Annotated in this window: 24 protein-coding genes; 11 read left to right on the top strand and 13 right to left on the bottom strand. The window is 65.2% G+C overall.

The genetic code is table 11. From position 1 onward, the window contains the following. The first annotated feature begins 138 nt into the window (after nt 1-138). The 4 genes from ACV22Z_RS17990 to ACV22Z_RS17975 all read left to right on the top strand — a co-directional run bounded on the left by ACV22Z_RS17990 (nt 139) and on the right by ACV22Z_RS17975 (nt 3,938). Nucleotides 139-1,356: a DUF2863 family protein gene (locus ACV22Z_RS17990; protein ID WP_448077620.1), complete on the top strand. Its 1,218-nt coding sequence runs from the start codon at nt 139-141 to the stop codon at nt 1,354-1,356. A gap of 191 nt (nt 1,357-1,547) precedes the next feature. Beyond that, complete coding sequence (locus ACV22Z_RS17985) at nt 1,548-2,384, top strand: LuxR C-terminal-related transcriptional regulator (protein ID WP_448077619.1); 837 nt, start codon at nt 1,548-1,550, stop codon at nt 2,382-2,384. 77 nt (nt 2,385-2,461) lie between these two features. After that, nucleotides 2,462-3,136 carry an energy-coupling factor ABC transporter permease gene (locus ACV22Z_RS17980; protein ID WP_448077618.1) on the top strand — a complete coding sequence of 225 codons (675 nt, stop codon included), beginning with the start codon at nt 2,462-2,464 and terminating at the stop codon, nt 3,134-3,136. 145 nt (nt 3,137-3,281) lie between these two features. Beyond that, complete coding sequence (locus ACV22Z_RS17975; RefSeq protein WP_448077617.1) at nt 3,282-3,938, top strand: BspC domain-containing protein; 657 nt, start codon at nt 3,282-3,284, stop codon at nt 3,936-3,938. A 79-nt stretch (nt 3,939-4,017) separates the two neighbouring features. Here the strand turns inward: ACV22Z_RS17975 and ACV22Z_RS17970 are convergent, their stop codons facing one another. Then, nucleotides 4,018-5,172 carry a M14 family metallopeptidase gene (locus tag ACV22Z_RS17970; protein ID WP_448077616.1) on the bottom strand — a complete coding sequence of 385 codons (1,155 nt, stop codon included), beginning with the start codon at nt 5,170-5,172 and terminating at the stop codon, nt 4,018-4,020. A 138-nt stretch (nt 5,173-5,310) separates the two neighbouring features. Further along, nucleotides 5,311-6,093, bottom strand: a complete 783-nt coding sequence (gene yaaA, locus ACV22Z_RS17965; protein WP_448077615.1) for a peroxide stress protein YaaA — start codon at nt 6,091-6,093, stop codon at nt 5,311-5,313. Nucleotides 6,094-6,150: 57 nt separating this feature from the next. Here yaaA and ACV22Z_RS17960 point away from each other — a divergent pair, with 57 nt between their 5' ends. Both ACV22Z_RS17960 and ACV22Z_RS17955 read left to right on the top strand, forming a co-directional pair. Then, entirely contained in the window at nt 6,151-6,648 is a 498-nt protein-coding gene (locus ACV22Z_RS17960; protein WP_448077614.1) for a putative toxin-antitoxin system toxin component, PIN family, read from the top strand. A 34-nt stretch (nt 6,649-6,682) separates the two neighbouring features. Then, complete coding sequence (locus ACV22Z_RS17955; RefSeq protein WP_448077613.1) at nt 6,683-7,855, top strand: pyridoxal phosphate-dependent aminotransferase; 1,173 nt, start codon at nt 6,683-6,685, stop codon at nt 7,853-7,855. A gap of 137 nt (nt 7,856-7,992) precedes the next feature. Here the strand turns inward: ACV22Z_RS17955 and ACV22Z_RS17950 are convergent, their stop codons facing one another. Then, nucleotides 7,993-8,649 carry a glutathione S-transferase family protein gene (locus ACV22Z_RS17950; protein WP_448077612.1) on the bottom strand — a complete coding sequence of 219 codons (657 nt, stop codon included), beginning with the start codon at nt 8,647-8,649 and terminating at the stop codon, nt 7,993-7,995. Between the two features lie 201 nt (nt 8,650-8,850). Between ACV22Z_RS17950 and ACV22Z_RS17945 the strand changes: the two genes are divergently transcribed. From ACV22Z_RS17945 to ACV22Z_RS17925, 5 genes are all read left to right on the top strand, one after another. Continuing rightward, nucleotides 8,851-9,642, top strand: a complete 792-nt coding sequence (locus ACV22Z_RS17945; protein WP_448077611.1) for an oxepin-CoA hydrolase, alternative type — start codon at nt 8,851-8,853, stop codon at nt 9,640-9,642. A gap of 6 nt (nt 9,643-9,648) precedes the next feature. Continuing rightward, nucleotides 9,649-10,365 (top strand): histidine phosphatase family protein, encoded by a 717-nt coding sequence (locus ACV22Z_RS17940; RefSeq protein ID WP_448077610.1) that lies wholly within the window; start codon nt 9,649-9,651, stop codon nt 10,363-10,365. Between the two features lie 350 nt (nt 10,366-10,715). Next, nucleotides 10,716-11,885, top strand: a complete 1,170-nt coding sequence (locus tag ACV22Z_RS17935) for a phosphotransferase (protein ID WP_448077609.1) — start codon at nt 10,716-10,718, stop codon at nt 11,883-11,885. Nucleotides 11,886-11,933: 48 nt separating this feature from the next. Then, on the top strand, nt 11,934-13,151 hold the full coding sequence (locus ACV22Z_RS17930; protein WP_448077608.1) for an acyl-CoA dehydrogenase family protein: 1,218 nt from the start codon (nt 11,934-11,936) through the stop codon (nt 13,149-13,151). 103 nt (nt 13,152-13,254) lie between these two features. After that, nucleotides 13,255-13,947 carry a glutathione binding-like protein gene (locus ACV22Z_RS17925; RefSeq protein ID WP_448077639.1) on the top strand — a complete coding sequence of 231 codons (693 nt, stop codon included), beginning with the start codon at nt 13,255-13,257 and terminating at the stop codon, nt 13,945-13,947. A gap of 96 nt (nt 13,948-14,043) precedes the next feature. Here ACV22Z_RS17925 and ACV22Z_RS17920 read toward each other — a convergent pair whose 3' ends face one another. From ACV22Z_RS17920 to nuoL, 10 genes are all read right to left on the bottom strand, one after another. Beyond that, the gene (locus tag ACV22Z_RS17920) at nt 14,044-14,523 is read right to left on the bottom strand and encodes a MaoC family dehydratase (RefSeq protein ID WP_448077607.1); all 480 of its coding nucleotides are present in this window, start codon (nt 14,521-14,523) and stop codon (nt 14,044-14,046) included. After that, the gene (locus ACV22Z_RS17915; protein WP_448077606.1) at nt 14,520-14,981 is read right to left on the bottom strand and encodes a MaoC family dehydratase; all 462 of its coding nucleotides are present in this window, start codon (nt 14,979-14,981) and stop codon (nt 14,520-14,522) included. The genes ACV22Z_RS17920 and ACV22Z_RS17915 overlap by 4 nt, the downstream gene beginning before the upstream one ends. Before the next feature lie 37 nt (nt 14,982-15,018). Then, complete coding sequence (locus ACV22Z_RS17910) at nt 15,019-16,152, bottom strand: acyl-CoA dehydrogenase family protein (RefSeq protein WP_448077605.1); 1,134 nt, start codon at nt 16,150-16,152, stop codon at nt 15,019-15,021. Between the two features lie 106 nt (nt 16,153-16,258). Further along, the gene (locus tag ACV22Z_RS17905) at nt 16,259-17,455 is read right to left on the bottom strand and encodes an acyl-CoA dehydrogenase family protein (RefSeq protein ID WP_448077604.1); all 1,197 of its coding nucleotides are present in this window, start codon (nt 17,453-17,455) and stop codon (nt 16,259-16,261) included. A gap of 54 nt (nt 17,456-17,509) precedes the next feature. Continuing rightward, nucleotides 17,510-17,935, bottom strand: a complete 426-nt coding sequence (locus ACV22Z_RS17900) for a DUF1178 family protein (protein ID WP_448077603.1) — start codon at nt 17,933-17,935, stop codon at nt 17,510-17,512. A gap of 136 nt (nt 17,936-18,071) precedes the next feature. Continuing rightward, nucleotides 18,072-18,662 (bottom strand): NUDIX domain-containing protein, encoded by a 591-nt coding sequence (locus tag ACV22Z_RS17895; protein ID WP_448077602.1) that lies wholly within the window; start codon nt 18,660-18,662, stop codon nt 18,072-18,074. A gap of 50 nt (nt 18,663-18,712) precedes the next feature. Continuing rightward, a complete protein-coding gene (locus tag ACV22Z_RS17890) occupies nt 18,713-19,009 on the bottom strand; it encodes a DUF2818 family protein (protein WP_448077601.1) in 297 nt (98 codons plus the stop codon). Beyond that, nucleotides 19,009-20,463: an NADH-quinone oxidoreductase subunit NuoN gene (gene nuoN, locus ACV22Z_RS17885; RefSeq protein WP_448077638.1), complete on the bottom strand. Its 1,455-nt coding sequence runs from the start codon at nt 20,461-20,463 to the stop codon at nt 19,009-19,011. Before nuoN ends, ACV22Z_RS17890 begins: the two co-directional genes overlap by 1 nt. A gap of 36 nt (nt 20,464-20,499) precedes the next feature. Further along, a complete protein-coding gene (locus ACV22Z_RS17880; protein WP_448077600.1) occupies nt 20,500-21,990 on the bottom strand; it encodes an NADH-quinone oxidoreductase subunit M in 1,491 nt (496 codons plus the stop codon). A gap of 17 nt (nt 21,991-22,007) precedes the next feature. Beyond that, a complete protein-coding gene (gene nuoL, locus ACV22Z_RS17875) occupies nt 22,008-24,062 on the bottom strand; it encodes an NADH-quinone oxidoreductase subunit L (RefSeq protein WP_448077599.1) in 2,055 nt (684 codons plus the stop codon). Between the last annotated feature and the right edge of the window lie 16 nt (nt 24,063-24,078).

Below are 24,078 nucleotides of genomic sequence, written 5' to 3'. Positions count from 1 at the left end.
CCGAGCGCAAGGGGTTTGATGCAGTTTTTCACATTGTTCGGCACCAGCCCCCGGACCAGGCTGCACCGCGAGACCGCTTATAGCGCACAGAACGGACTAGAATGTGAGGTTCCTCGCCCCTTTCTATACGTATTTAACATGCGCCAGCGAATCGCCAAACGTCTCCCTCCCGATGCCGACAAACTGGTCGGCCTGTCGCTCGCGCTCTTCGCCTCCGGCAGCCGCATCGAGGACCGCTTCTGGGAAGCGAAGCTCGATGCGCTGCTCGCCAAGATCGTCCGCAACGGTAACCAGACCACGCTCGACGCGGCTCTCGACCATCTACAGCAGAACCACCCCGACGCGTACGGCGCGCTCGCCGACATGGCGGAGACGCACAGCGAGTCGATGGTGGTCGAACACGAAGGCCAGCCCTACGACGCACTGCTGGTCGCCGTGCCCGTGCTGGCCTGGACACGCTACATGATCCCGTCGGGTCCGCTGAAGGGCGATATCGTCGATGCGCTGCGCACGCACCTGCAAGCGCACGTGCTCGCCAACGGCACGCTCGTCGGGCTGGCTCCGTTCCTCTACAGCATCGACCAGTTGCCGCGGCATCACGTCGAAACCTATCGGCTCGCGCAGCAGCTCGCGCATGCCGCGCTCGGCCAGCACGCCGCCAAGATCAATTACGGCGACCTGCCGGAAACGTCGCCGATCCTGGCAGACCCGCGCTTCCTGCTCGCGGTCGTGGCCGCCCCCGCGGGTGCTTCGCTGTTCCGCTGGCAGGAAGAAGAGCACAGCAGCCGGATCGAGCGCGGCCAGTGCCTCGAACAATGGACTGCTCAAGGCGGCCCGAATCTCGCCCTCGCGTTGCCGGGCTGCGAGTTCGAATGCCTGCTTCCGGACGCGTACTATTCGGCGTGCCGGGATGCGGACGAACGCATTCGTCCGCACACCGTGCGCACCGCGATTCGTTATCTTTTCGACACACTTGGTGCAGCGCCGCAGGAACTGCGTGCGGTAGTCGCCGGATTCGGCGAGCGCCGGATCGACGAGTACCGAATCGGGTTCACGCGCCGCGGCAACAACGACGTGATCTACGGCGTCGTGTGGCCGCTCTATGGCCGTGAAAACGGGGATGTCGCGATCGACAATGCGACGCTCGAAAGCGACATGCCGATTGAAGGCCCGCTCGAGGAAATCGTGAGCCTGCTGAAGGAATGCGGCGTGACCGACATCCGCCGGCACGCGGGCCGCTTCGAGCCCGAGTACTGCGATGACTGTGGCGTGCCGCTTTACGCGGATCCGCTCGGCGAAATCGTCCACGCCGAAATGCCGGAAGACGCATCGCCCGCGCAACCGCACTTCCACTGACGCAAGGCCGGAACGGCCACCCGTCGCAAGCCGCTCCAGGTTGCTGCCGGAGCGGCTTTTTTCTTGTCCGCCAAACTTTCTGACTAATCCTAACCCGTTCAGCCAAGCAGACATCATGTAAGGTTTTTGTCATTATCGGGCACAAGGCATGACGCCGGCAGCTTAATGACACACCCTTAAGGAGGCTGAATATGCGGTTCCTGGTGCTCAACTCAGACGCGGAGCGGCGTGACGGACTGAAGGTCTTGTTGCGACAGATCGACCGCCACGCCGGATACAACGATGCGCCTGACGGCTTCCAGGCGCGTCGGCTATTGCGCAGCCAGCGCTTCGATCTGGTCGCGATCGACTGGCAGGACGTCGGCCGGCTCAGCGAGCTTCAGGCGCTCTGCAGCGCCTGTGCCCCCGCGCCCGCCGCGGTGCTGATCGACGAACCCACGCCGGAAGTCGTCCGGCGGCTCTTCAACTGCGGCGTCACCGGCGTGATCCCGCGCTCCACGCGGCCATACCTGATCGTACGCGCGCTCGAAATGGTGCTGCTGGGTGGACATTACATCCCGCCGATTACCCTCAATCTTCTGCCCTTGTCCTTCGCGGCCCGACACGACTCGCACCTCGAGGAACTCGCCGGATCGATCCCCCGCCGCCCGCCGTCCCGGCTCCTGTCACCGCGGCAAGCGCAGATCATGCGGTTCGTCCACATGGGCAGCACCAACAAGATGATCGCCCGCACGCTCGGCATCAGCGAAGGCACCGTGAAAATCCACCTCGCGAGCATCTTCCAGCAGCTCGGCGCAGCCAATCGCGCCGCAGCGGTCGCGATCTACAACGGCTGGCTGTCGCCGCATCTCGAGGTGCTGTTGTCGAACCGCGACAACACACGCAAGCCGGCAATCGGCGAGCGCGGGCCCACGCCATTGCGTACGGTGCGCGCCAACCGAAAATATCCGTCGCCGGCCGCGAACGACGGGCTGCAAAACACGCCGCAGGCAGCGGAGCCGCCGGCGCGTTTCCGCCGCGATCGCTAGCCGGACAGTCTCGATATTGCGACGGTCGATGCTCGTGTGGATTCCCACCTTTGATGTTCAACGAGTAATATGGACGCATGGGTTTCTTCTACACACCGCTTCCACTCTGGGTTGGCGTCGGTGGCTGGATCGCCGCCGCGGCATTGCTCGCGCTGGCGATCTGGAGTCGCCCGTTCGTCCGGCTTCAGGACGCGACGCTCCAGCATGTCTGGCTCGCGCTCGTCACCGCGATCACGGTTCTCTGGGCATCGAATGCGTGGCTCGAAGACGGGCTCGTCATGCACCTGCTCGGCGCCACCCTGCTCGTCACGTTATTCGACTGGACACTCGCGCTGATCGCGATGGGCGCCGTCACCGCGGTCGCCGCGATCATTTTCGATGCACCCTGGCAGGGCGTCGGCCTGACCTACCTGGTCTACGGCGCATTGCCGGTTTTCGTGTCGTCGTTGCTGCAGCGCGCCGCGATCGCGTGGTTGCCGCACAACCTGTCCTCGTTCATCACCGGTCAGGGGTTCCTGTCGCCGGCCATCACGATCGTCGCGGTGGCCGCGGCTGCAGCCGGCGTGCAGTTCGCGCTCGCTGACGGCGCCGCTATCGTGATTCCGTCGGGCTACCTGCTGAACACGGCGCTGCTCGCCCTCGGCGAAGCCTGGTTCACCGGTCTCGCGACAGCGCTCATTGCCGTCTACCGTCCGGCCTGGGTCACGACGTTCGACGTCCGGCGCTATCGCCTCGGAGGTCCGCGCGCGTAGTCCGTCGGCCGCAGATCGCCGCGATGCCGCCCGACGCGTCGCATCATTGCTCATCAGCGCGCTGAGAGTATCCCGACTACTGCCGCACGATTTTTTTGCGCTAAGATTGAACTCCTGTTCTTCATCGGGCCTCTATACGTGCCCGATGTCTCATTCGCTCCTCACCAATAACCAGATGGACAGCTCACCCGCCTCGCTCCGGATTCTCAGAGCGTTCGGCAAGCTGGCAGCCTGCGTCGCGGGTCTGTCGCTTGCGCTCCCGGCGCCGGTACTCGCCGACCTACTCGACCAGCGCTCCGAACTGATCAACAAATTCGTCAACGATATGCACGCCGACCCGCTCGTCGCGGACTGCGCGGCACACGGCAGCTTCATCGCCAGCACATCGTCGGCTTTCGATCGTGTCGATTTCGCGCCGAACGCATTCGACAGCGGCAACGCGACGATCACGCCATGGAATGACTCGTTCGATCAGGGAAAGCAGCGCGTCAAGGTCGACAATATCGTCACCGTCGACGGGCTCGGCATCCCCAAGGACGGCGGCAACCCGGCTCCGCTGAAATTTCGCTGCGGCTACGTCGGCCAGCAGATGCTCGCATTCAGCTGGAACGATCCGGTTCCGGCACTGAAACCGCGCGTCGAACGAGCCGAGCCGACGACGAAGAAAATCAAGGGCAAGTCGGCCAAGGGCAAGGCCAAGGCAAAATCCTCGGGCCGCACCACCAAAAAGGCCGTCGCTACAAAGAAATCCACCGGCCAGAAGAAGGCCGTGAAGAAGAAATCGACGGCGAAGAAGTCCTGATACGACCGGGCAACAACGACAGACGTAAAAAAGCCGGGGCATCTTCCGATGCCCCGGCTTTTTTCTGCCGAATACACGTTTACGCGAAAGTTTCGACGTGGCGCAGGATCGCAGCGAGCATCGCCGCGCCGAGCGCCGCGCTGCGCTCGCCGTTCCAGCCGACGCGCTCGTCCGGCAGGTTTGCGTTGTCCTTGAACGGCATCTCGAGCGTCAACGACAGGCAGCCGAACTGGTGCCCGATGTATTTCGACGCGAGCTTGAGCGCGTCCTCCTTGTACTTGCTCGCCGCGTAGCCGTGCTCGTCCTGGAAGTCCGGGCTCGCCACCTTGAATGCATCGATGAACGCAGCCTGCGCTTTCCCCTGTTCCTCGGTGAAGCTCGGCAGCATCTCCGAACCCGCGACGAACACATAGGGCAGATCCTCGTCGCCGTGAATATCGAAGAACATGTCGCAGCCGATCGCGTGAATCGCGTCGCGCACGACCAGCACTTCGGGGCTGCGCGCGGCGTCCGGCTCCATCCATTCGCGGTTCAGGTTCGCGCCCGCGGCGTTGGTACGCAGGTTGCCTTGCACGCTGCCGTCCGGGTTCATGTTCGGCACGATATGGAATGTCACGTGGTCATAGAGCTTGCGCGCGACCGGATCGCCCGCCCAGTCGCCCCATCCGGCCAGGCGCTTCACGAGCCCTTCGACGAACCATTCGGCCATCGACTCGCCCGGATGCTGACGCGCGATGATCCACACCTTCTTCTTCGGCGCGCCGTCGGTCTCGGGCGTGCCGAGCGTCAGCAGCGACATCGGCCGCCCCTCGACGGTCCGGCCGAGTTCGGTGATGCTCGCCTGCGGCAATTGCTGGACCGCGCCGAGAAATGCCGCGTGCCGCTCTTCCGAATACGGCTCGAAATACGCGTAGTAGATGCTGTCGAACTCGGGTGTATGGTCGATCGTCATCGTCTTGCCGTCGAACGTCGTCGGCACGCGGAACCAGTCGACGCGGTCATAGCTCGCAACCGCGCTGTAATTGCGCCAGCCGGACGGATACGCGCATTCGGCGGCGTTCTCGAACGTCATCACGCACCGCTCGCCGCGCACGCCCGTCACGCGGTAGTAGAACCATTGCGCGAACTCCGCGTGCTTGTCGCCGCGCACGCGCAAACGGATCGCGTCCGGCTGCTCGGCCGACACGACGTCGATCGCGCCGGCGTCGAAATTACTGGTGATCGAAAGGGTCATCTTCTCTCCTTTGTCGACCAGAGTTGCGCTTTGGCGCTTACTCTGGTCCCATGCTTCGCGGTCGACCCGGTTGGCGCTTTAGCGCTTGCTCGGGCCCCATGCAAAGCTCCGCGGCAGTCTCGTGAACCGCCCGGATGGTTACTCGCCGACACGCCGGCGATATACGTAAGTCGAATCGTTCGACGCAGCTTCGTCGAACGCATAGCCTTCCACTGCAAAATCCTTCAGCGCCTGCGGCTCGGCGATGCGGTTCTCGACAACATAGCGTGCCATCAGGCCGCGCGCGCGTTTCGCATGGAAGCTGATGATCTTGTAGCGGCCGCCCTTCCAGTCCTCGAACACCGGCGTGATGACCGGCGCGGCCAGCAGCTTCGGCCTGACCGACTTGAAATATTCGGTCGACGCGCAATTGACCAGCACGCGCGCGGCGCCGCTGCGGGCCTCCAGCTGCTCGTTCAATGCGCGGGTGATCCGGTCGCCCCAGAACGCATACAGATCCTTGCCGCGCGCGTTCGCGAAACGCGTCCCCATTTCGAGCCGGTAGGGCTGCAGCAGGTCGAGCGGGCGCAGCAGCCCGTACAGCCCCGACAGCACCCGCACATGCCGCTGCGCATAATCGAGATCCGCGGCCGACAGCGACTTCGCGTCGAATCCCTCGTAGACGTCGCCGTTGAACGCGAGCACCGCCTGCTTCGCGTTCGCCGTCGAGAAGATCGGCGACCAGTCCGCGTAACGCTGGAAATTCAGGCGCGCGAGCGGATCGGAGATATCCATCAGCGTCGCGATGTCCTGCGGCGACAGCTTGCGCAGGCCGTCGATCAGCTCCGACGCATCGTCGACGAACGCCGGCTCGGTGTAGGTCGGGACATGGGCGGCGGTGTCGTAGTCGAGGGATTTCGCGGGAGAGAGAACGATTATCATAGAGGCTCGCTGGCACGCCGTGCCGTGCGGACAGACGAAAACCACCGATTGTAACGAATGCCCAGCTCCCCCGCCCCACGCGCCGAATGCCGCGTCGTGCTCGATTCGAACGTCTGGATCGACATTCTCGTCTTCGACGATCCCGCCACCCGCCCGATCCGGGCCGCGCTGGAGCGCGGCGCGCTTGTCGCGATGATCGACGGCCGCTGCCTGACCGAGCTCGAGCATGTGCTCGACTACCCGCAATTCCAGGCGCGCGCGGTCGACAAGGCGGCAGCGCTCTCGACCGTCGCCCGCCTCGCCCGCGGCATCGAGCCGCCGCCCGTCGACGCGGACGCGCCGCCGCTGCCGAAGTGCAAGGACCGCGACGACCAGAAGTTTCTCGAACTCGCACGCGCCGCGCAGGCCGAATGGCTCGTCTCGAAGGACCGGGCGCTGCTGAAACTCGCGAAACGCACCGCGCGCGACTTCGGCTTCCGGATCGCGCAGCCCGCGCCGTTCGTCGATGCCTGCGCGCTCGATACGGCGCAGGCCGAAACCACCGCGCCGGCCTGACGCGCGCCCACGCCCATTTCTTCCGACTGTCCCGATGAACGCTCCCTCCGACATGCCTACGACTCCCGCTTTCCCTTCGCGCCTGCCGAACGTCGGCACGACGATCTTCACGGTCATGAGCGCGCTCGCCGCCGAGAAAGGCGCCGTGAACCTCGGCCAGGGCTTTCCGGATTTCGATTGCGACCCGCGCATCGTCGATGCGGTCGCGGCCGCGATGCGCGGCGGCCACAACCAGTACCCGCCGATGGCCGGCATCGCGACGCTGCGCGAAGCGATCGCGGACAAGATCGCGCACGTCTACGGCCGCCGCTACGATCCGGCCACCGAGATTACGGTGACGGCCGGCGCGACGCAGGCGCTGCTCACCGCGATCCTGTGCGCGGTGCATCCCGGCGACGAAGTGATCGTCGTCGAGCCGACCTACGACAGCTATCTGCCGTCGATCGAACTCGCGGGCGGCACGCCGGTATTCGTCACGCTGGAAGCGCCGGACTACGCGATCCCGTTCGATCGCCTCGCGGCCGCGATCACGCCGAAGACGCGCATGATCCTGATCAACACGCCGCACAATCCGACCGGCACCGTGTGGCGCGAGGCGGATATGCGCAAGCTTAATGAGATCGTGCGCGGCACCAACCTGCTGGTCGTGTCCGACGAGGTGTACGAGCACATGGTGTACGACGGCGCGCGCCACGAGAGCGTCGCGCGCTATCCGGAGCTGGCCGCGCGCAGCTTCATCGTGTCGAGCTTCGGCAAGACCTATCACGTGACGGGCTGGAAGGTCGGCTACGTCGCCGCGCCCGCCGCGCTGACCGCGGAGTTCCGCAAGGTCCATCAGTTCAACGTGTTCACGGTGAACACACCGATGCAGCACGGGCTCGCCAACTACATGCGCGATCCGGCACCCTACCTGACGCTCGCCGATTTCTACCAGGAGAAGCGCGACTTCTTCCGCGCCGGCCTCGAACGCACGCGCTTCAAGCTGCTGCCGTGCTCGGGCACGTATTTCCAGTGCGTCGATTATTCGGCGATCAGCGATCTGCCCGAAGCCGAGTTCTCGAAGTGGCTCACGTCGGAGATCGGCGTCGCCGCCATTCCGGTGTCCGCGTTCTATCACGAGCCGCACGAATCGGGCGTCGTGCGCTTCTGCTTCGCGAAGCAGGAAGGCACGCTCGCGACCGCGCTCGAACGCCTCGCGCGCCTGTAAGCTGGTGCCTGCAAGCCTCGGATGGGCGAGCGTGTAGCCCGCAACCGCTTGGCCCGCATCCCGCCCCTCGCGCACGCACGGCACGCTGCCGCCGCTGCCCCGCACCTCGCGGGGCAGGCATTACCCCTGCGCTGCGCTCACGGGCGCTTGCCGTTCGCCGCCGCGAGATAGGCCTTGCGATCGTCGGCGACGCGTCGCGCCGCCGGGCGCTCGCCGACCTTCTGCGCATGTGCCTTCCAGTCGATGCCGGCTTCGAGCACGAAATCGCGGCCGAACACCGCCTTCGTCGCCATGCCGATCAACGGCAGATGGATCGATGCGGCGATATCGGCAAGACCGAACGTGTCGCCGAGCACATAAGGCGAGAAACGCGTCATTCGCTTGAACGCTTCGATCGCGTGCGGCAGACGCCGCTCGACGTGCGCCTTCATCCCGTCGCTGACTTTCCCGCCGAAGAACGCTTCCGTATAGACCTCACGCGCGGTCCATTCGAGATACAGCTCGAGCGTCTCGACCAGCTCGCGCACCTTCGCGGCCGCAAACGGGTCGGACGGGAAAATGGCCCTGTCCGGATAGCGCGCGGCAAGATACTCGATGATCACTTGCGACTCGAACAGCGCGCCCTGCTCGGTCTTCAGGAACGGAATCTTGCCGAGTGGCGTATCGGCCAGCACGGCCGGATCGTTGATCGGCAGGCCGCACGGCGATTCCTCAAACGGAATGCCGTACTCGAGCAGGACGAATTTCACCTTGTTGTAATAGTTGGACAACGGAATACCGCACAGCTGTAGCATCACAGTCTCCTTCCTCGCTGGAATGCGGCCGGAACGATGCCCGGTTCGCGGGGATTCGTCGCGCTGAAAAGCACGTTCGTGCTAGTCTAAAACAGTTTCGCGTCCGTCACGACATCCCTGCATCCACCGTAGCAGCATTGTCGGCCGACGATGCAACGGATTCGGCATCATGGCCGCACCATCCGATGGAGACACACTCGCATGAGTGCTGAACTGCTGGCATCACGCCCCCCCGAAAGCGAATCGACGCTCGTCCTCACGTTATCCAATCCCGGCGCACGCAATGCGCTGCACCCCGACATGTACGCGGCCGGCATCGAAGCGCTTGCCACCGCCGAACGCGATCCCGCGATTCGCGCGGTCGTACTCACGGGCGCCGACCGGTTTTTCTGCGCGGGCGGCAACCTGAACCGGCTGCTCGACAACCGCTCGAAGGAGCCGTCGTACCAGGCCGACAGCATCGACCTGCTCGGCGCGTGGGTCGCCGCGATCCGCGCGGCGACGAAGCCGGTCATCGCGGCGGTCGAAGGCGCCGCGGCCGGCGCCGGCTTCTCGCTCGCGCTCGCGTGCGACCTGATCGTCGCTGCGCGCGACGCGAAGTTCGTGATGTCGTATGCCCGCGTCGGCCTGACGCCGGACGGCGGCGGCTCGTGGTTCCTTGCCCGCGCGCTGCCGCGCGCGCTCGCCGCCGAGATCCTGTTCGAAGGCAAGCCGGTGATGGCCGAGCGCCTGCACGCGCTCGGCGTGGTCAATCGCGTCGCGGCGCCCGGTGCCGCATTCGCCGACGCACTCGCGTGGGCGGACACGCTCGCCGGCATCTCGCCGAACGCGCTGACGCGTATCAAGGCCTTGCTCGACGACGCCGCCACGCAGCCGCTCGACGCGCATCTCATGACCGAACGCGACCATTTCGTCGCGGCGCTGTATCACGCGGACGCGCACGAAGGCATCACCGCGTTCCTCGAAAAACGTCCGCCCATCTACAAACGCTAACCTGCCATGTCACGTTTCGAACTGCCCCGACGCCGCCGCATCTACCTGATGCGGCACGGCGACGTCACCTACTTCGATGCATCCGGACGCGCGATCGACCCCGACAGCGTGCCGCTCAACGCGCGCGGCCGCGACCAGGCGAGCGCCGCCGGACGCGTGTTCGCCGAACAGGACATTCGCTTCGACCGCGTGATCGCGAGCGGCCTGCCGCGCACGATCGAAACCGCGCAACGCGTGCTCGCTGAAACCGGGCAACGCATCGACATCGAGATCGAGCCCGCGTGGCGCGAGATCCGCGGCGGGCATCTGTCGGAGATTCCGACGGACCAGCATCGCGACGCATTCCTGCGCGTGCTCGACGGCATCGTGCCCGAGGACACGCGCTTTCTCGGCGGCGAGACGATCGGCGAACTGATCGACCGCGTGCAGCCGCCGCTCGACGCGCTGCGCGCCGACCTCACGTGGGACACGGTGCTGCTCGTGCTGCACGGCGGCGTCAACTGCGCGCTGCTGTCGCATGCGACGGTGCCCGGCCAGCGGATCTTCATCGGCCACCTGTCGCAATCGACCGGCTGCATCAACGCACTCGACGTCGGCGACGAAGCGCACGACTGGGTGATCCGCCTGCTCAACTACTCGCCACCCGAAGCGCTGCACCGGGACACGCGCAACACCACGATGGAAGTCCTTTATCAGCAGTACCTCACGTTCGCGCAACCCTGATCGTCACATCGGCCGGACGCCTTGCATGGGATCGGAGCAGGCCGCGGAAGCGCCAACTCCGATCGACCGCGAAGCGTGGGACCAGAGTAAGCGCGGAAACGTTAAGGCTTTGATCTGGTCGACCGCGAAGCATGGGACCAGAGTAAGCGCTAAAGCGTTAAAGCTTTGATCTGGTCGACCGCGAAGCATGGGACCAGAGTAAGCGCTAAAGCGTTAATGCTTTGATCTGGTCGACCGCGAAGCATGGGACCAGAGTAAGCGCTAAAGCGTTAATGCTTTGATCTGGTCGACCGCGAAGCATGGGACCAGAGTAAGCGCTAAAGCGCTAACTCTGGTCGACAGGAGACACGATGGCACATCCGAACGATTCCGCGCCGCGCGGCACCGACTACGCCGCATTCGAGGGCACCGCGCCCGTCGGCGAGCGGCAGCGCTTCGACACCGCTGCGCTGTCGCGCTGGCTCGCCGCGCACGTCGATGGCTTCGCGGGCCCGCTGAGCGTCGAGCAGTTCAAGGGCGGCCAGTCGAACCCGACCTTCAAGCTCGTCACGCCGTCTCGCAGCTACGTGATGCGCGCGAAGCCCGCGCCGGCCGCGAAGCTGCTGCCGTCCGCGCATGCGATCGAACGCGAATTCCGCGTGATGGCCGCGCTGGCCGGCACCGACGTGCCGGTTGCGCAGATGCACGCGCTGTGCGAGGACGAAAGCGTGATCGGCCGCGCGTTCTACGTGATGGCGTTCGTCAGCGGGCGCGTGCTGTGGGATCCGTCGCTTCCGGGCATGTCGCCCGACGCGCGGGCCGCGCACTTCGACGAGATGAACCGCGTGATCGCCGCGCTGCATGCGCTCGATCCGGCGGCGGTCGGGCTCGCGGACTACGGCAAGCCCGGCAACTACTTCGCGCGGCAGATCGGCCGCTGGAGCAAGCAGTATCTCGCGTCGGAGACCGAGCCGATCGACGCGATGCACCGCCTGATCGACTGGCTCCCGCAGCACATGCCGCCCGACACCGCAGACGACGGCCGCGCCGCGTCCGGGCCGACCGCATCTGAGCCAACCGCGTCTGAGCCGACCGCATCTAAGCCGACCGCTTCCATCGTGCACGGCGACTATCGTCTCGACAACCTGATCTTCCACCCCGACGAGCCGCGCGTGCTCGCGGTGCTCGACTGGGAACTGTCGACGCTCGGCGATCCGCTCGCCGATTTCGCGTACCACTGCATGACGTGGCACGTCGATCCGCAGCAGTTCCGCGGGATCGCCGGCCTCGACTGGCGCGCGCTCGGCATCCCGGACGAAGCGCAGTACGTCGCGCGCTACTGCGAACGCACCGGCCTGTCGATCCGGGCCGACTGGAATTTCTACCTTGCCTACAACATGTTCCGCATCGCGGCGATCCTGCAGGGGATCATGAAGCGGGCCGTCGACGGCACCGCGTCGAGCGCACAGGCGCTGGACGCCGGCCGGCGCGCACGGCCGATGGCGGAACTGGCGTGGCAGTACGCGCAGAAGGTGCGCTGACGCGCGCACCGCCCCACTCCCCGACGTTTTCCGACAGCGAGGCCGACGATGCACTTCGACTATTCCCCGAAAGTCCAGGCGTTACGCGAGAAGCTGCTTGCGTTCTTCGATACGCACATCTATCCGAACGAACCGGCGTTCTACGAAGAGATTGCCCGGAATCGCCGCGACGGCAACGCATGGCGCGCTGTCGCGCTGATCGAGACGCTGAAGGCCGAAGCCCGCCAGGCGGGCCTGTGGAACCTGTTCCTGCCCGATTCGGCGCACGGCGCCGGCCTGACCAACGTCGAATACGCGCCGCTGTGCGAAATCATGGGGCGCGTACCGTGGGCGCCCGAAGTGTTCAACTGCAATGCGCCGGACACCGGCAACATGGAAACGCTCGAGCGCTACGGCAGCGACGAGCACAAGCGCAAGTGGCTCGAACCACTGCTCGACGGGCGGATCCGCTCGGCATTCCTGATGACGGAGCCCGAAGTCGCGTCGTCGGATGCGACGAACATCCGCACACGCATCGAACGCGACGGCGACGACTACGTGATCAACGGCCACAAGTGGTGGTCGTCGGGCGCGGGCGACCCGCGCTGCAAGCTGTACATCGTGATGGGCAAGACCGATCACGCGGCGCCGCGCCATGCTCAGCAGTCGATGATCCTCGTGCCGTCCGACGCCCCCGGCGTCACCGTGAACCGGCCGCTCTCCGTGTTCGGCTATGACGATGCGCCGCACGGCCATATGGAAATCACGCTGAAGAACGTGCGCGTGCCGGCATCGAACCTTCTGCTCGGCGAGGGGCGCGGCTTCGAGATCGCGCAGGGCCGCCTCGGGCCCGGCCGCATCCATCACTGCATGCGGCTCATCGGGCTCGCCGAGCGCGCGCTCGAGCTGATGTGCAAGCGTGCGTTGAAGCGCGTTGCGTTCGGCAAGCCGATCGCCGACCGCACGGTCACGCAGGAGCGGATCGCCGAAGCGCGCTGCCTGATCGAGCAGGCACGCCTGCTCACGCTGAAGACGGCCTACATGATGGACACCGTCGGCAACAAGGCCGCGCGCGGCGAGATCGCGATGATCAAGGTCGTCGCGCCGAACATGGCATGCCAGGTGATCGACTGGGCGATCCAGGCGCACGGCGGCGGCGGCGTCAGCGACGACTTTCCGCTCGCGTATGCGTACGCATCGGCGCGCACGCTGCGCTTCGCCGATGGCCCCGACGAAGTGCACCGCATCGCGATCGCGAAGCTGGAACTCGCGCGCTACACGGGATAGCGCGGCGCGGGCGTCTGCAGCGCGCGCCGATCCATGCTCTAATGACCGCCTGTCGCGGCGCCCGTGCGGCGCCGCTTGCGCGGACGCAACCATGGAGCTGACGATGATCGACGTCTATAGCTGGGCGACCCCGAACGGCCACAAGGTGCATATCCTGCTCGAGGAAACCGGCCTCGACTATCGCGTGCACCCGATCGATATCGGCAAGGGCGACCAGTTCACGCCTGAATTCCTGAAGATCAGCCCGAACAACAAGATCCCGGCGATCGTCGACCCGGACGGCCCCGGCGGCAAGCCGATCGCGCTGTTCGAGTCGGGCGCGATCCTGATCTATCTCGCGGAGAAAACCGGCCGCTTCCTGCCGGCGGATCCGGCCGCGCGCTACGAGACACTGCAATGGCTGATGTTCCAGATGGGCGGCATCGGCCCGATGCTCGGGCAGGCGCATCACTTCCGTCTCTACGCGCCAGAGAAGATCGACTACGCAGTCAACCGCTACACGAACGAAGCGAAGCGCCTCTACAACGTGATGGAAAAGCGGCTCGGCGAAACCGAATATCTCGCCGGCGACGCGTACACGATCGCGGATATTGCGACGTTCCCTTGGACACGTTCGTGGCAGAACCAGGGAATCGTGCTCGACGAATTGCCGAACGTGAAGCGCTGGCACGAAGCGATCGCCGCGCGTCCCGCCGTGCAGCGCGGTGTCGAGATGCTCGCGTCGCTGCGTCAGCCGCTGCAGGACGACAAGGCGCGCGAGGTGCTGTTCGGCGCGACGCAGTACGCGAAGCACTGAGCGTCGCGCCGAACAGCACGCATATCGCGCGTATCGCCCGTGTTGCGCATGGGGTCGCGCTTGCGTGCCCGCCCCATGCGCGAACCCGCAACCGCGTCAGAAGTAGTGCAGCGTGATGAACTCCGCCGCGCACACGGGTAGTGGCGCGTCGTCCGGACGTTCGACCTGCATCGTGACGCCCCACGTCACCTGCACGCCACCCTGCCCCGCCTCGGCGGTTTCCTTGACCGCAAACAGCGCGCGTACGCGCGCACCGACCGGCACCGGCTTCAGGAAGCGCACGCGGTTCAGGCCGTAGTTCACGCCCATCTTCTGTTCGAAACGCATCGCGTCGGCCATCAGCGCCGGAATCAGCGACAGCGTCAGGAAACCGTGCGCGATCGGACCGCCGAACGGCGATTCGCGCCGCGCGCGCTCGGGGTCGACGTGGATCCACTGATGGTCGCCCGTCGCGTCGGCGAACCCGTCGACGCGGCGTTGATCGACGTCGATCCAGCCGCTTGCGAACGGCGCGTCCCCGACGCGCGCCGCGAGCGCCGGTGCCGATGCGATCAGCGGCAGCGTTGCGTCAGTCATGCGGTCCCTCCCGCCGGATCGCGCAGGCCGAAAATCACTTTCGAACGCACGGTGATCACCGTCTCGCCGCTGCCGTTGACACCGATCCACTCGGTCGACACGATGCCGCGATCGGGTTTGCTCGCGGACACGCGCTTGTCGTGGATCTTCTGGTACATCGTGATCGTGTCGCCGGCGCGCACGGGCTTGAGCCAGCGGATTTCGTCGATGCCGGGCGACCCCATGCTCGTCGAGCCCGGCAGCAGGTTGCGCACCAGCATGCTCATGAACACCGAACAGGTATGCCAGCCGCTCGCGACGAGCCCGCCGAACGGCGACGCCGCCCCGGCGGCCTCGTCGAGATGGAACGGCTGCGGATCGTAGCGCTCGGCGAAGGTCTTGATGTCGTCCGCCTCGAACGTATAGCGGCCGATTTCGGTGGTGCTGCCCACTACCAGATCTTCGTAACTGATTCCCACGTTGTTTCTCCTTGTGTCACGGCCACGCACGTCGCCGTCATGCCACTTCGGCCTGCATGAAATCGGGCAATGCCGCGATCCGCGCGAGATGATGGTCGGTGTCGCCAAGCGTCGTCTCGATGATGGCCAGCCGCTTGAACAGATGCGCGGCGGCGACTTCGTTGGTGACGCCCATCCCGCCGTGCAGCTGGACCGCCTGCTGGCCGACGAAGCGCGCGGCCTGCCCGACGCGCGCCTTCGCCGCCGACACGGCCTTGCGTCGCGCATCCGCATCGGCGCTTGCGTAGCGCACCGCGGCCAGATAGGTCAGCGAACGTGCCTGCTCCGCGTGAATCAGCATGTCGACCATCCGGTGCTGCAGCGCCTGGAAACGCGCGATCGGCACGCCGAACTGCTCGCGCGTCTTCGTGTATTCGACTGTCGCGCGATTCAGCTCGTCGAGCGCACCGATCGCCTCCGCGCACAGCAGCACGGTCGCGTAGTCGGCCACCTGCTCGAGCGCCGCCGCATCGCGTGCGCCACCCGTCAGCAGGCGCGCCGGCGTAGCGTCGAAACGGATCGTCGCGGCGCGCTGCCCGTCGATCGTCCGATAGTCGATGACGTCCGTGCCTGCCGCACCGCGCTCGACGACCAGCAGGCCCACGGCGCCATCGTCGAGCCGCGCGGGCACGATCCACGCGTCGGCCTGCGCACCGTGCTGCACGATCGACTTGGTGCCGGTCACGCGAACTGTACCGCCCTGCCCGCGCGCATGCGTATCGATCGCGAACAGGTCATAGCGCGCGTGCGGCTCGTGGAATGCGACCGCCAGGCGCATGCGACCTTGCGCGACACGCTCCAGCAACGCGGCATCGTCGCCGGCTCCGGACCCGGCGACGCGCAGCGCCTCAATGCCGACCGCCGTCGCCCAGTACGGCTCGACGACGAGCGCGCGGCCGAGTTCCTGCATCGCGACCAGCATGTCGACCGCGCTCCCGCCGAAGCCGCCCTGCGCGTCCGGCACCGGCAGCGCCGTCAGGCCGAGTTCCGCAAATGCCTGCCACTGCGTGTCCGACACGCCGGCGTCGCTGCGCACGATCGCCTGGCGCGCTTCGAAGCCGTACTGCTCGTCGAGATAACGACGCAGCGCGTCGGCGAATTGCTGCTGCTCATCGGTAAAGCTGAAATCCATCGTCGTCTCCTGTCGATCAGAGTTAGCGCTTTAGCGCTTACTCTGGTCCCATGCTTCGCGGTCGATCCGAGTTCGCGCATCAGCGCGCTCCGATCCGATGCCAAGCTCACAGTCCGAGAATCATCTGCGCGATGATGTTCTTCTGAATTTCGTTCGAGCCACCGTAGATCGACGTCTTGCGGTAGTTGAAGTAGTAAGCGGCGAGCGGCGCGGCATCATCGTCGCCGGAAACGCTGCGCTCGCGCTCGCCTTCGAGGAACGGCACGTCGAACGGCGCCGCGAGCGGGCCGATCGCCTCGAACATCAGTTCGGTGAGCGCCTGCTGCACCTCGGTGCCCTTGATCTTCAGCATCGACGCTTCGGGGCCCGGCCCCTTGCCGCTCGTCTCGCGGCTGACGACGCGCAGCACCGTCACCTCGAGCGCCATCAGCTCGACCTCGAGCGCCGCGACTTTCGCGGCGAACACCGGATCGGCCAGCAGCGGCTTGCCGTTTTTCCGCTGGTTCAGCGCCACCCGTTTCAGGAATGCGAGCTCGCGCTTCGACGCGCCGACGCGGGCGATCCCGGTGCGCTCATGGCCGAGCAGGTATTTCGCATAGGTCCAGCCGCGGTTCTCGTCGCCGACGAGGTTCTCGACCGGCACCTTGACGTCTTCGAAGAACACCTCGTTGACTTCGTGATCCTCGTCGAGCGTGATGATCGGCCGCACGGTGATGCCGGGCGTCTTCATGTCGATCAGCAGGAACGAGATACCCTCCTGCTTCTTCGCGGCGGGATCGGTGCGCACGAGGCAGAACATCATGTCGGCGTACTGGCCGAGTGTCGTCCAGGTCTTCTGTCCGTTGACGACGTAATGATCGCCGTGGCGCTCGGCCCGCGTGCGCAGCGACGCGAGATCCGAGCCGGAGCCCGGCTCCGAGTAGCCCTGGCACCACCAGTCCGAACCGTCGAGAATGCGTGGCAGGTAGCGGCGCTTCTGCGCGTCGTTGCCGTATTTCATCAGCACCGGCGCGACCATCGACACGCCGAACGGCAGCACGGTCGGCGCACCGATGCGCGCGCACTCCTCGTCCCAGATGTGCCGTTGCGTCGCGTTCCAGCCCGGGCCGCCATATTCGGCCGGCCACGCAGGCGCGGACCACCCGCGCTGGCCGAGAATCCGGTGCCAGCTCGCGTAGTCGTCGCGATTCAGTCGTTTGTGATCGAGAACCTTGGCGCGCAGCGCGTGAGGCAGGTTGGCCTCGAGCCATGCGCGAACGTCGGCGCGGAATGCGTCGTCGGCGGGGGAATAATCCAGATCCATGCGAAGTGTCTCCTCGCCGCGGCCGACCGGCCCGGCAAGGACACGCTGCGCAGCTTATTGCAGCGGTTCTTTCAGCGCGGCAGGAATCGGCAGCGGCATCACGTCGATGCCTTCTTCGACCAAGGCTTGCGCATCCTCCGGCGTCGTGACACCCCGGATGCTGCGCGCCGGCGCTTCGTTGTAGTGAATGCGCCGCGCTTCCTCGGCGAAGCGCTCGCCCACGTTCTCGGTCTTCTCCAGTACCTCGCGCAGCGCGCGCATCACCTGCGCCTGCAGCGCGCGCGGATCGGCGGCCGGCTTTGCCTGCGTCGCACCCGACAGGTTCAGGCGCGGCGCGGACGGCATGCGACTGACCTCGGTCGCCCCGCACACCGGACATTCGACCAGCTTGCGGGACAACTGCGCTTCGAATTCATCGGCGGAAGCGAACCAGCCTTCGAACCGATGACCGTGCGGGCACTGTAAATCGAGGACCTTCATGCTGAATCAGGGCGTGGGACGAGTGTATCGCAAAAAACGATTTTGTGAACGGTCGTGCTAAACGAGAATCAGACGGCGCCGCAGCGCCGTCTGATCGAATTGTAGCGCTGCGCTTGCGGCGCCGCTGACGCCCTCCTCAGGGCGTCACCACCGGGCCGAGCGGCCACGTGCCGGACAACGCCTTCTCGAGCCACATCGTGCCGATGATCGTCTTCACATCGGTGATCTTGCCGGTCCGTACCCATTCGAGCACGTCGGGCAGCGTCGCGGTGAAGGTCTCGAGGAATTCGCCGTCGTCGAGCTTGCGCTCGCCGGCTGTCAGGCCGCGCGCGAGGTACAGGTCGATGAACTCGGTCGAGTAGGAAATGATCGGGTGAATGCGCGTGAGGAACACGTATTCGCGCGCGGTGTAGCCCGTCTCCTCGCGCAGTTCGCGCACCGCGCACGCAAGCGCCCCTTCGTTCGGGTCGAGCTTGCCGGCCGGGAATTCGGCCATCACCTTGCCGATCGGGTAGCGGTACTGGCTTTCCATCAGCACGCGGCCGTCGTCGAACAGCGGGATCACCATCACCGCGCCCGGGTGCTGCACGTATTCGCGCGTCGCGTGCTTGCCGTCGGGCAGGCGCACGGTGTCACGTTTGAGCTTGAGGAATGCGCCGTCGAAGATGGCCTCGCTTTCGAGGCACGTTTCGGTCAGTGCGGCGTCGTGATTGGGCAATTCGGCCATCGGCGGCTCCAAGGTTGAGCGCGACGGCCAGGGAAGCGGCCCCTGTGCCGTCAGCGTCGTTTGACGAGATACTGGAACGTGAAGCCGGGAAACGCGAACACGACGAAAAGACTGAACGTGATCGCGTAAAACTGCCAGCCTTGTTCGAAGCGGTTGCCGGCGCGCGACTCGAGCCAGAAGCCGAGGGCGCCGACAACGAAGTACAGGGCGATCAGCTCGCCGATCCGCACCCACGCGCTCTTCTTCGCCGCGCGCAGCGGCACGACGGCGAAGAGGCGTTGGTTCAGGAACGGCAGGTTGGCGCCCGCGAGCGCCAACAGCACGATAAACCAGCCGGCTGCCGACATCAGATCGTCAGCGTGTGACGAATTGCCTGCAGGCAGGCCGTCAGCAGCGGGCTCGGGATCAGACCGAGCACGACGACTGCGACGCCGTTCAGCACCAGGATCGTGCGCTTGCAGAAATCGCCGGTGATCGGGGTCGTATCCTGCGGTGCATCGAAATACATCAGCTTGACGATGCGCAGGTAGTAGAACGCGCCGAACAGCGACGTGATCACGGCGAGCACGGCGAGCCACGTGAGGCCGGCGTTGACGATCGCCTCGAGCACCGCCAGCTTCGCGTAGAAACCGACGGTCGGCGGGATGCCGGCGAGCGAGAACATCATCACCATCATCACGAACGCGAACACCGGGCTGCGCTTGTTCAGGCCCTTGAAGTCGTCGATCGTTTCCGCTTCGAAATCGCGGCGGGCGAGCAGCATGATCACACCGAACGCGCCGAGCGTCGTGATCAGGTAGACGATTGCGTAGAACATCGCCGAGCTGTATGCGCTCGCCGGTGCCGTCGCGTCGCCCTTCACGATGCCCGCGAGCAGGCCGAGCAGCACGAAGCCCATGTTCGAGATCGCCGAGTACGCGAGCATCCGCTTGATGTTGCGCTGGACGATACCGGTGATGTTGCCGACGATCAGCGACAGCGCGGCCAGGATCACGAGCGCCGTCTGCCAGTTCTGCGCAAGCGGCAGCAGGCCGATCACGAGGAAGCGCAGGCCCCAGCCGAAAGCCGCCACCTTCGGGCCGCCGCCGACGAACAGCGTCATCGCGGTCGGTGCGCCCTGGTAGACATCGGGCACCCACATGTGGAACGGCACGGCGCCGAGCTTGAACGCGATACCGGCGACGATGAAGATCACGCCGAACATCAGCACGGCCGGGTCGGTGTTGCCCTCGACGGCCTTGTAGACCTCGCCGAGCTCGAGCGAGCCGGTCGCGCCGTAGAGCATCGAGATGCCGTACAGCACGAAGCCCGACGCGAGCGCGCCCAGCACGTAGTACTTCATCGCGGCTTCGCTCGACTGCGCGGCATCCTGGCGCAGCGCGATGATCGCGTACAGCGACAGCGACATCAGTTCGAGGCCGAGGTACAGCGTCAGGAAGTTGTTGCCCGACACCATCACCAGCTGGCCGAGCAGCGAGAACATCCCGAGCAGGAACACGTCGCCGCGGAACAGGTCGCGGTCCTCGAGGTACTTGCGCGAGTAGACGAGCGACACCGCGAAGCCGAACGACACGACGGCCTTCATCGTGCTCGCGAACGAGTCGACGACGACCATCTTCGAGAAGAAGTAGTACTGCTGCGGGTCGAGTGCCTGCACCGCGAACCAGACGCCGGCAATCACCGACGACACCACCGCGATCAGATAGGTCAGGCGGCGGCCGGCCGCACCGGTAAAGGTGTCGTTCAGCCATGCGACGACGATGGCGGCCATCACCAGCGCGTCAGGCAACAGGACATTCATAGGAGCGTTCATGATCTTGATTTCCTCCGCTCGCGATTACTGGGCCAGCGGCAGCTTCGACTGCGCGACGTGGGAGAGGAGGTTTTCCACGGAAACGTGCATCACGTCGGTGAAGGGCTTCGGATACAGGCCCATCAGCAGCGTGAACGCGGCGAGGATCGCCAGCATCGTGAACTCGCGGCGGTTGATGTCCGCGAGCTTCGCGACGTGGTCGTTCGCGACCGCACCGAAGTACACGCGCTTGTACATCCACAGCGTGTAGGCCGCGCCGAGGATCAGCGTGAATGCCGCGCCGAACGCGATCCAGAAGTTGTACTGGACCGACGCGAGGATCACCATGAACTCGCCGACGAAACCCGACGTACCCGGAAGGCCGCAGTTGGCCATCGAGAACAGCATCGCGAATGCCGCGAACTTCGGCATCACGTTCACGACGCCACCGTAGTCGGCGATCTCGCGCGAGTGCACGCGGTCGTACAGCACGCCGATGCAAAGGAACATCGCGCCCGACACGAAGCCGTGCGAGATCATCTGGACGATCGCGCCTTCGACGCCGAGCTGGTTGAAGATGAAGAAGCCGAGCGTGACGAAGCCCATGTGCGCGATCGACGAATACGCGACCAGCTTCTTCATGTCGGCCTGCACCATCGCGACGAGGCCGATGTAGATCACCGCGATCAGCGACAGCGTGATCACGACGGGCGCCAGGAAGTGGCTCGCGTCAGGCGTGATCGGCAACGAGAAGCGCAGGAAACCGTACGCGCCGAGCTTCAGCATGATCGCCGCCAGCACGACCGAGCCGCCCGTCGGCGCTTCCACGTGCGCGTCCGGCAACCACGTATGCACCGGCCACATCGGCACCTTCACCGCGAACGCGAGGAAGAACGCAATGAACAGCATGATCTGCGGCGTCATCGCGATCTTCGCGTTCTGCCACGTTGCGAGGTCGAACGAATGCGTTTCCGTGTACAGGTAGACCAGCGCGACCAGCATCAGCAGCGAGCCGGACAGCGTGTACAGGAAGAACTTGAACGCCGCGTACACGCGGTTCGGGCCGCCCCACACGCCGATGATGATGTACATCGGGATCAGCGTCGCCTCGAAGAACACGTAGAACAGCAAGCCGTCAGCCGCTGCGAACACGCCGACCATGATCCCGGACAGGATCAGGAACGCCGCGAGGTACTGCGCCACGTGCTCGGTGATCACTTCCCAGCCCGCGATCACGACGATCACGGTGATCAGCGCGGTCAGCACGACGAACCACATCGAGATGCCGTCGACGCCGAGGTGATATGTGATGTTGAAGCGCTCGATCCACGTCGACTGCTCGACGAACTGCAGCGCGGCCGTGCTCGAATCGAAGCCGGTGATCAGCGGAACCGTCACGGCGAGGCCGAGCAGCGAGCCGATCAGCGCGACCCAGCGGGCCGGCCCCGGATTTTTGTCGTTACCCACCGCAAGCACGAGGAGGCCGAAAACGATCGGCAACCAGATCGCGGTACTCAGAATCGGAAAAGCGTGCATTGTTCTTGTCCCCCGCCTTATTTGCCGCCGAGCGTTACAAACAGGGTCAGGAGCCCCAGCATGCCGATGATCATGGCGAACGCGTAGTGATAGATGTAACCGGATTGGAGGAAGCGGATCACGCCGGCGAACCAGGCGACGAACCGGGCGCTGCCGTTGACGAGGCCGTCGATCACCACGACATCGCCCTCCTTCCACAGGCCGCGGCCGATCGCCACCGAACCGCGGGCGAACACCACCTCGTTGATCTTGTCCATGTAGTACTTGTTGTCGAGCAGCGTGTAGATCGGGCCGAACGCGCGGCGGATCACGGCAGGCAGCTCAGGACGCTTCAGGTACAGGAACCATGCGGTTGCAACGCCGGCAATCGCGAGCCAGAGCGGCAGCGTCGTCAGCGAGTGCAGGCCCATCGCGGCCCAGCCATGGAATTCCTTGCCGAGTTCCTCGAGGCCCGGGTGGTTCTCGCCGATGAAGATCACCTTGTCGAACGCGACGCCATGCTCGAAGAAGCTGCCGTACAGCATCGGGCCGATCGCGATCGCACCGATGACGACCGACGGAATCGCAAGCAGCACGAGCGGCAGCCACACGACCCACGGGGTCTCGTGCGGTTCGTGCGCGTGATCGTCGTGACCATGGCCGTGGCCGTGATCGTCGTGACCGTGCGCGGCCGCTGCGCCCATCGGCGATTCCGGATGCTTCGGCCCGCGGAAGCGTTCTTCGCCGTGGAACACCAGGAAGTACATGCGGAACGAGTACAGCGCCGTGACGAACACGCTCGCGACGACCGCGAAGTACGCGAAGCCCGAACCCGCGAGATGCGATTCCTTCACGGCCTCGATGATCGAATCCTTCGAGTAGAAGCCCGCGAAGAACGGCGTGCCGATCAGGGCCAGCGAGCCGATCAGCGACGTGATCCACGTGATCGGCATGTACTTGCGCAGGCCGCCCATGTTGCGGATGTCCTGGTCGTGGTGCATGCCGATGATCACCGAGCCCGCGCCGAGGAACAGCAGCGCCTTGAAGAACGCGTGCGTCATCAGGTGGAACAGCGCGACCGGATACGCGGACACGCCGAGCGCGACCGTCATGTAGCCGAGCTGCGACAGCGTCGAATACGCGACGACGCGCTTGATGTCGTTCTGGATGATGCCGAGGAAGCCCATGAACAGCGCCGTGATCGCGCCGATCACCGTGACGAACGACAGCGCGGTATCCGACAGCTCGAACAGCGGCGACATGCGCGACACCATGAAGATGCCGGCCGTCACCATCGTCGCCGCGTGAATCAGCGCCGAGATCGGGGTCGGGCCTTCCATCGAATCCGGCAGCCACACGTGCAGCGGGAACTGTGCCGATTTACCCATCGCGCCGATGAACAGGCAGATGCAGGCAACCGTCAGCAGGCCCCAGTCGGTGCCCGGAAAGTGCAGGCTCGCGAGTTCCGCGCGCTTCGCGAACACTTCGCCGTAGTTCATCGAGCCGGCGAACGCGAGCAGCAGGCCGATGCCGAGCAGGAAGCCGAAGTCGCCGACGCGGTTCACGAGGAACGCCTTCATGTTCGCGTAGATCGCGCTCTCACGCGTGAAGTAGAAGCCGATCAGCAGGTACGACACCAGACCCACCGCTTCCCAGCCGAAGAACAGCTGCAGGAAGTTGTTGCTCATCACGAGCATCAGCATCGAGAACGTGAACAGCGAGATGTACGAGAAGAAGCGCTGGTAGCCGTCTTCTTCCGACATGTAGCCGATCGTGTAGATGTGCACCATCAGCGACACGAAGGTCACGACGGCCATCATCATCGCGGTCATCGAATCGACGAGGAAGCCGACTTCGAGCTTCAGCGAGCCGACGCGCATCCATTCGTAGATGGTCGCGTTGAAGCTCGCGCCGCCCATCACGTCGACGAAGACTTTCGCCGACAGCAGGAACGCGATCATTACGCCGAGGATCGTGATCCGGTGTGCGCCCTTGCGCCCGACTGCGTTCCCGAACAGCCCCGCAATCAGCGAGCCGGCCAGCGGAGCGAGCGGAACCGCCAGCAGCAGGTTTTCATTGAGTGTCGTTGACATAACAGCGTTGCCTGAA

Source organism: Burkholderia sp. PU8-34 (genome assembly GCF_053427725.1).
Note: the sequence above shows the minus strand (reverse complement) of the source record. Positions and strands in the feature narration are given on the sequence as shown.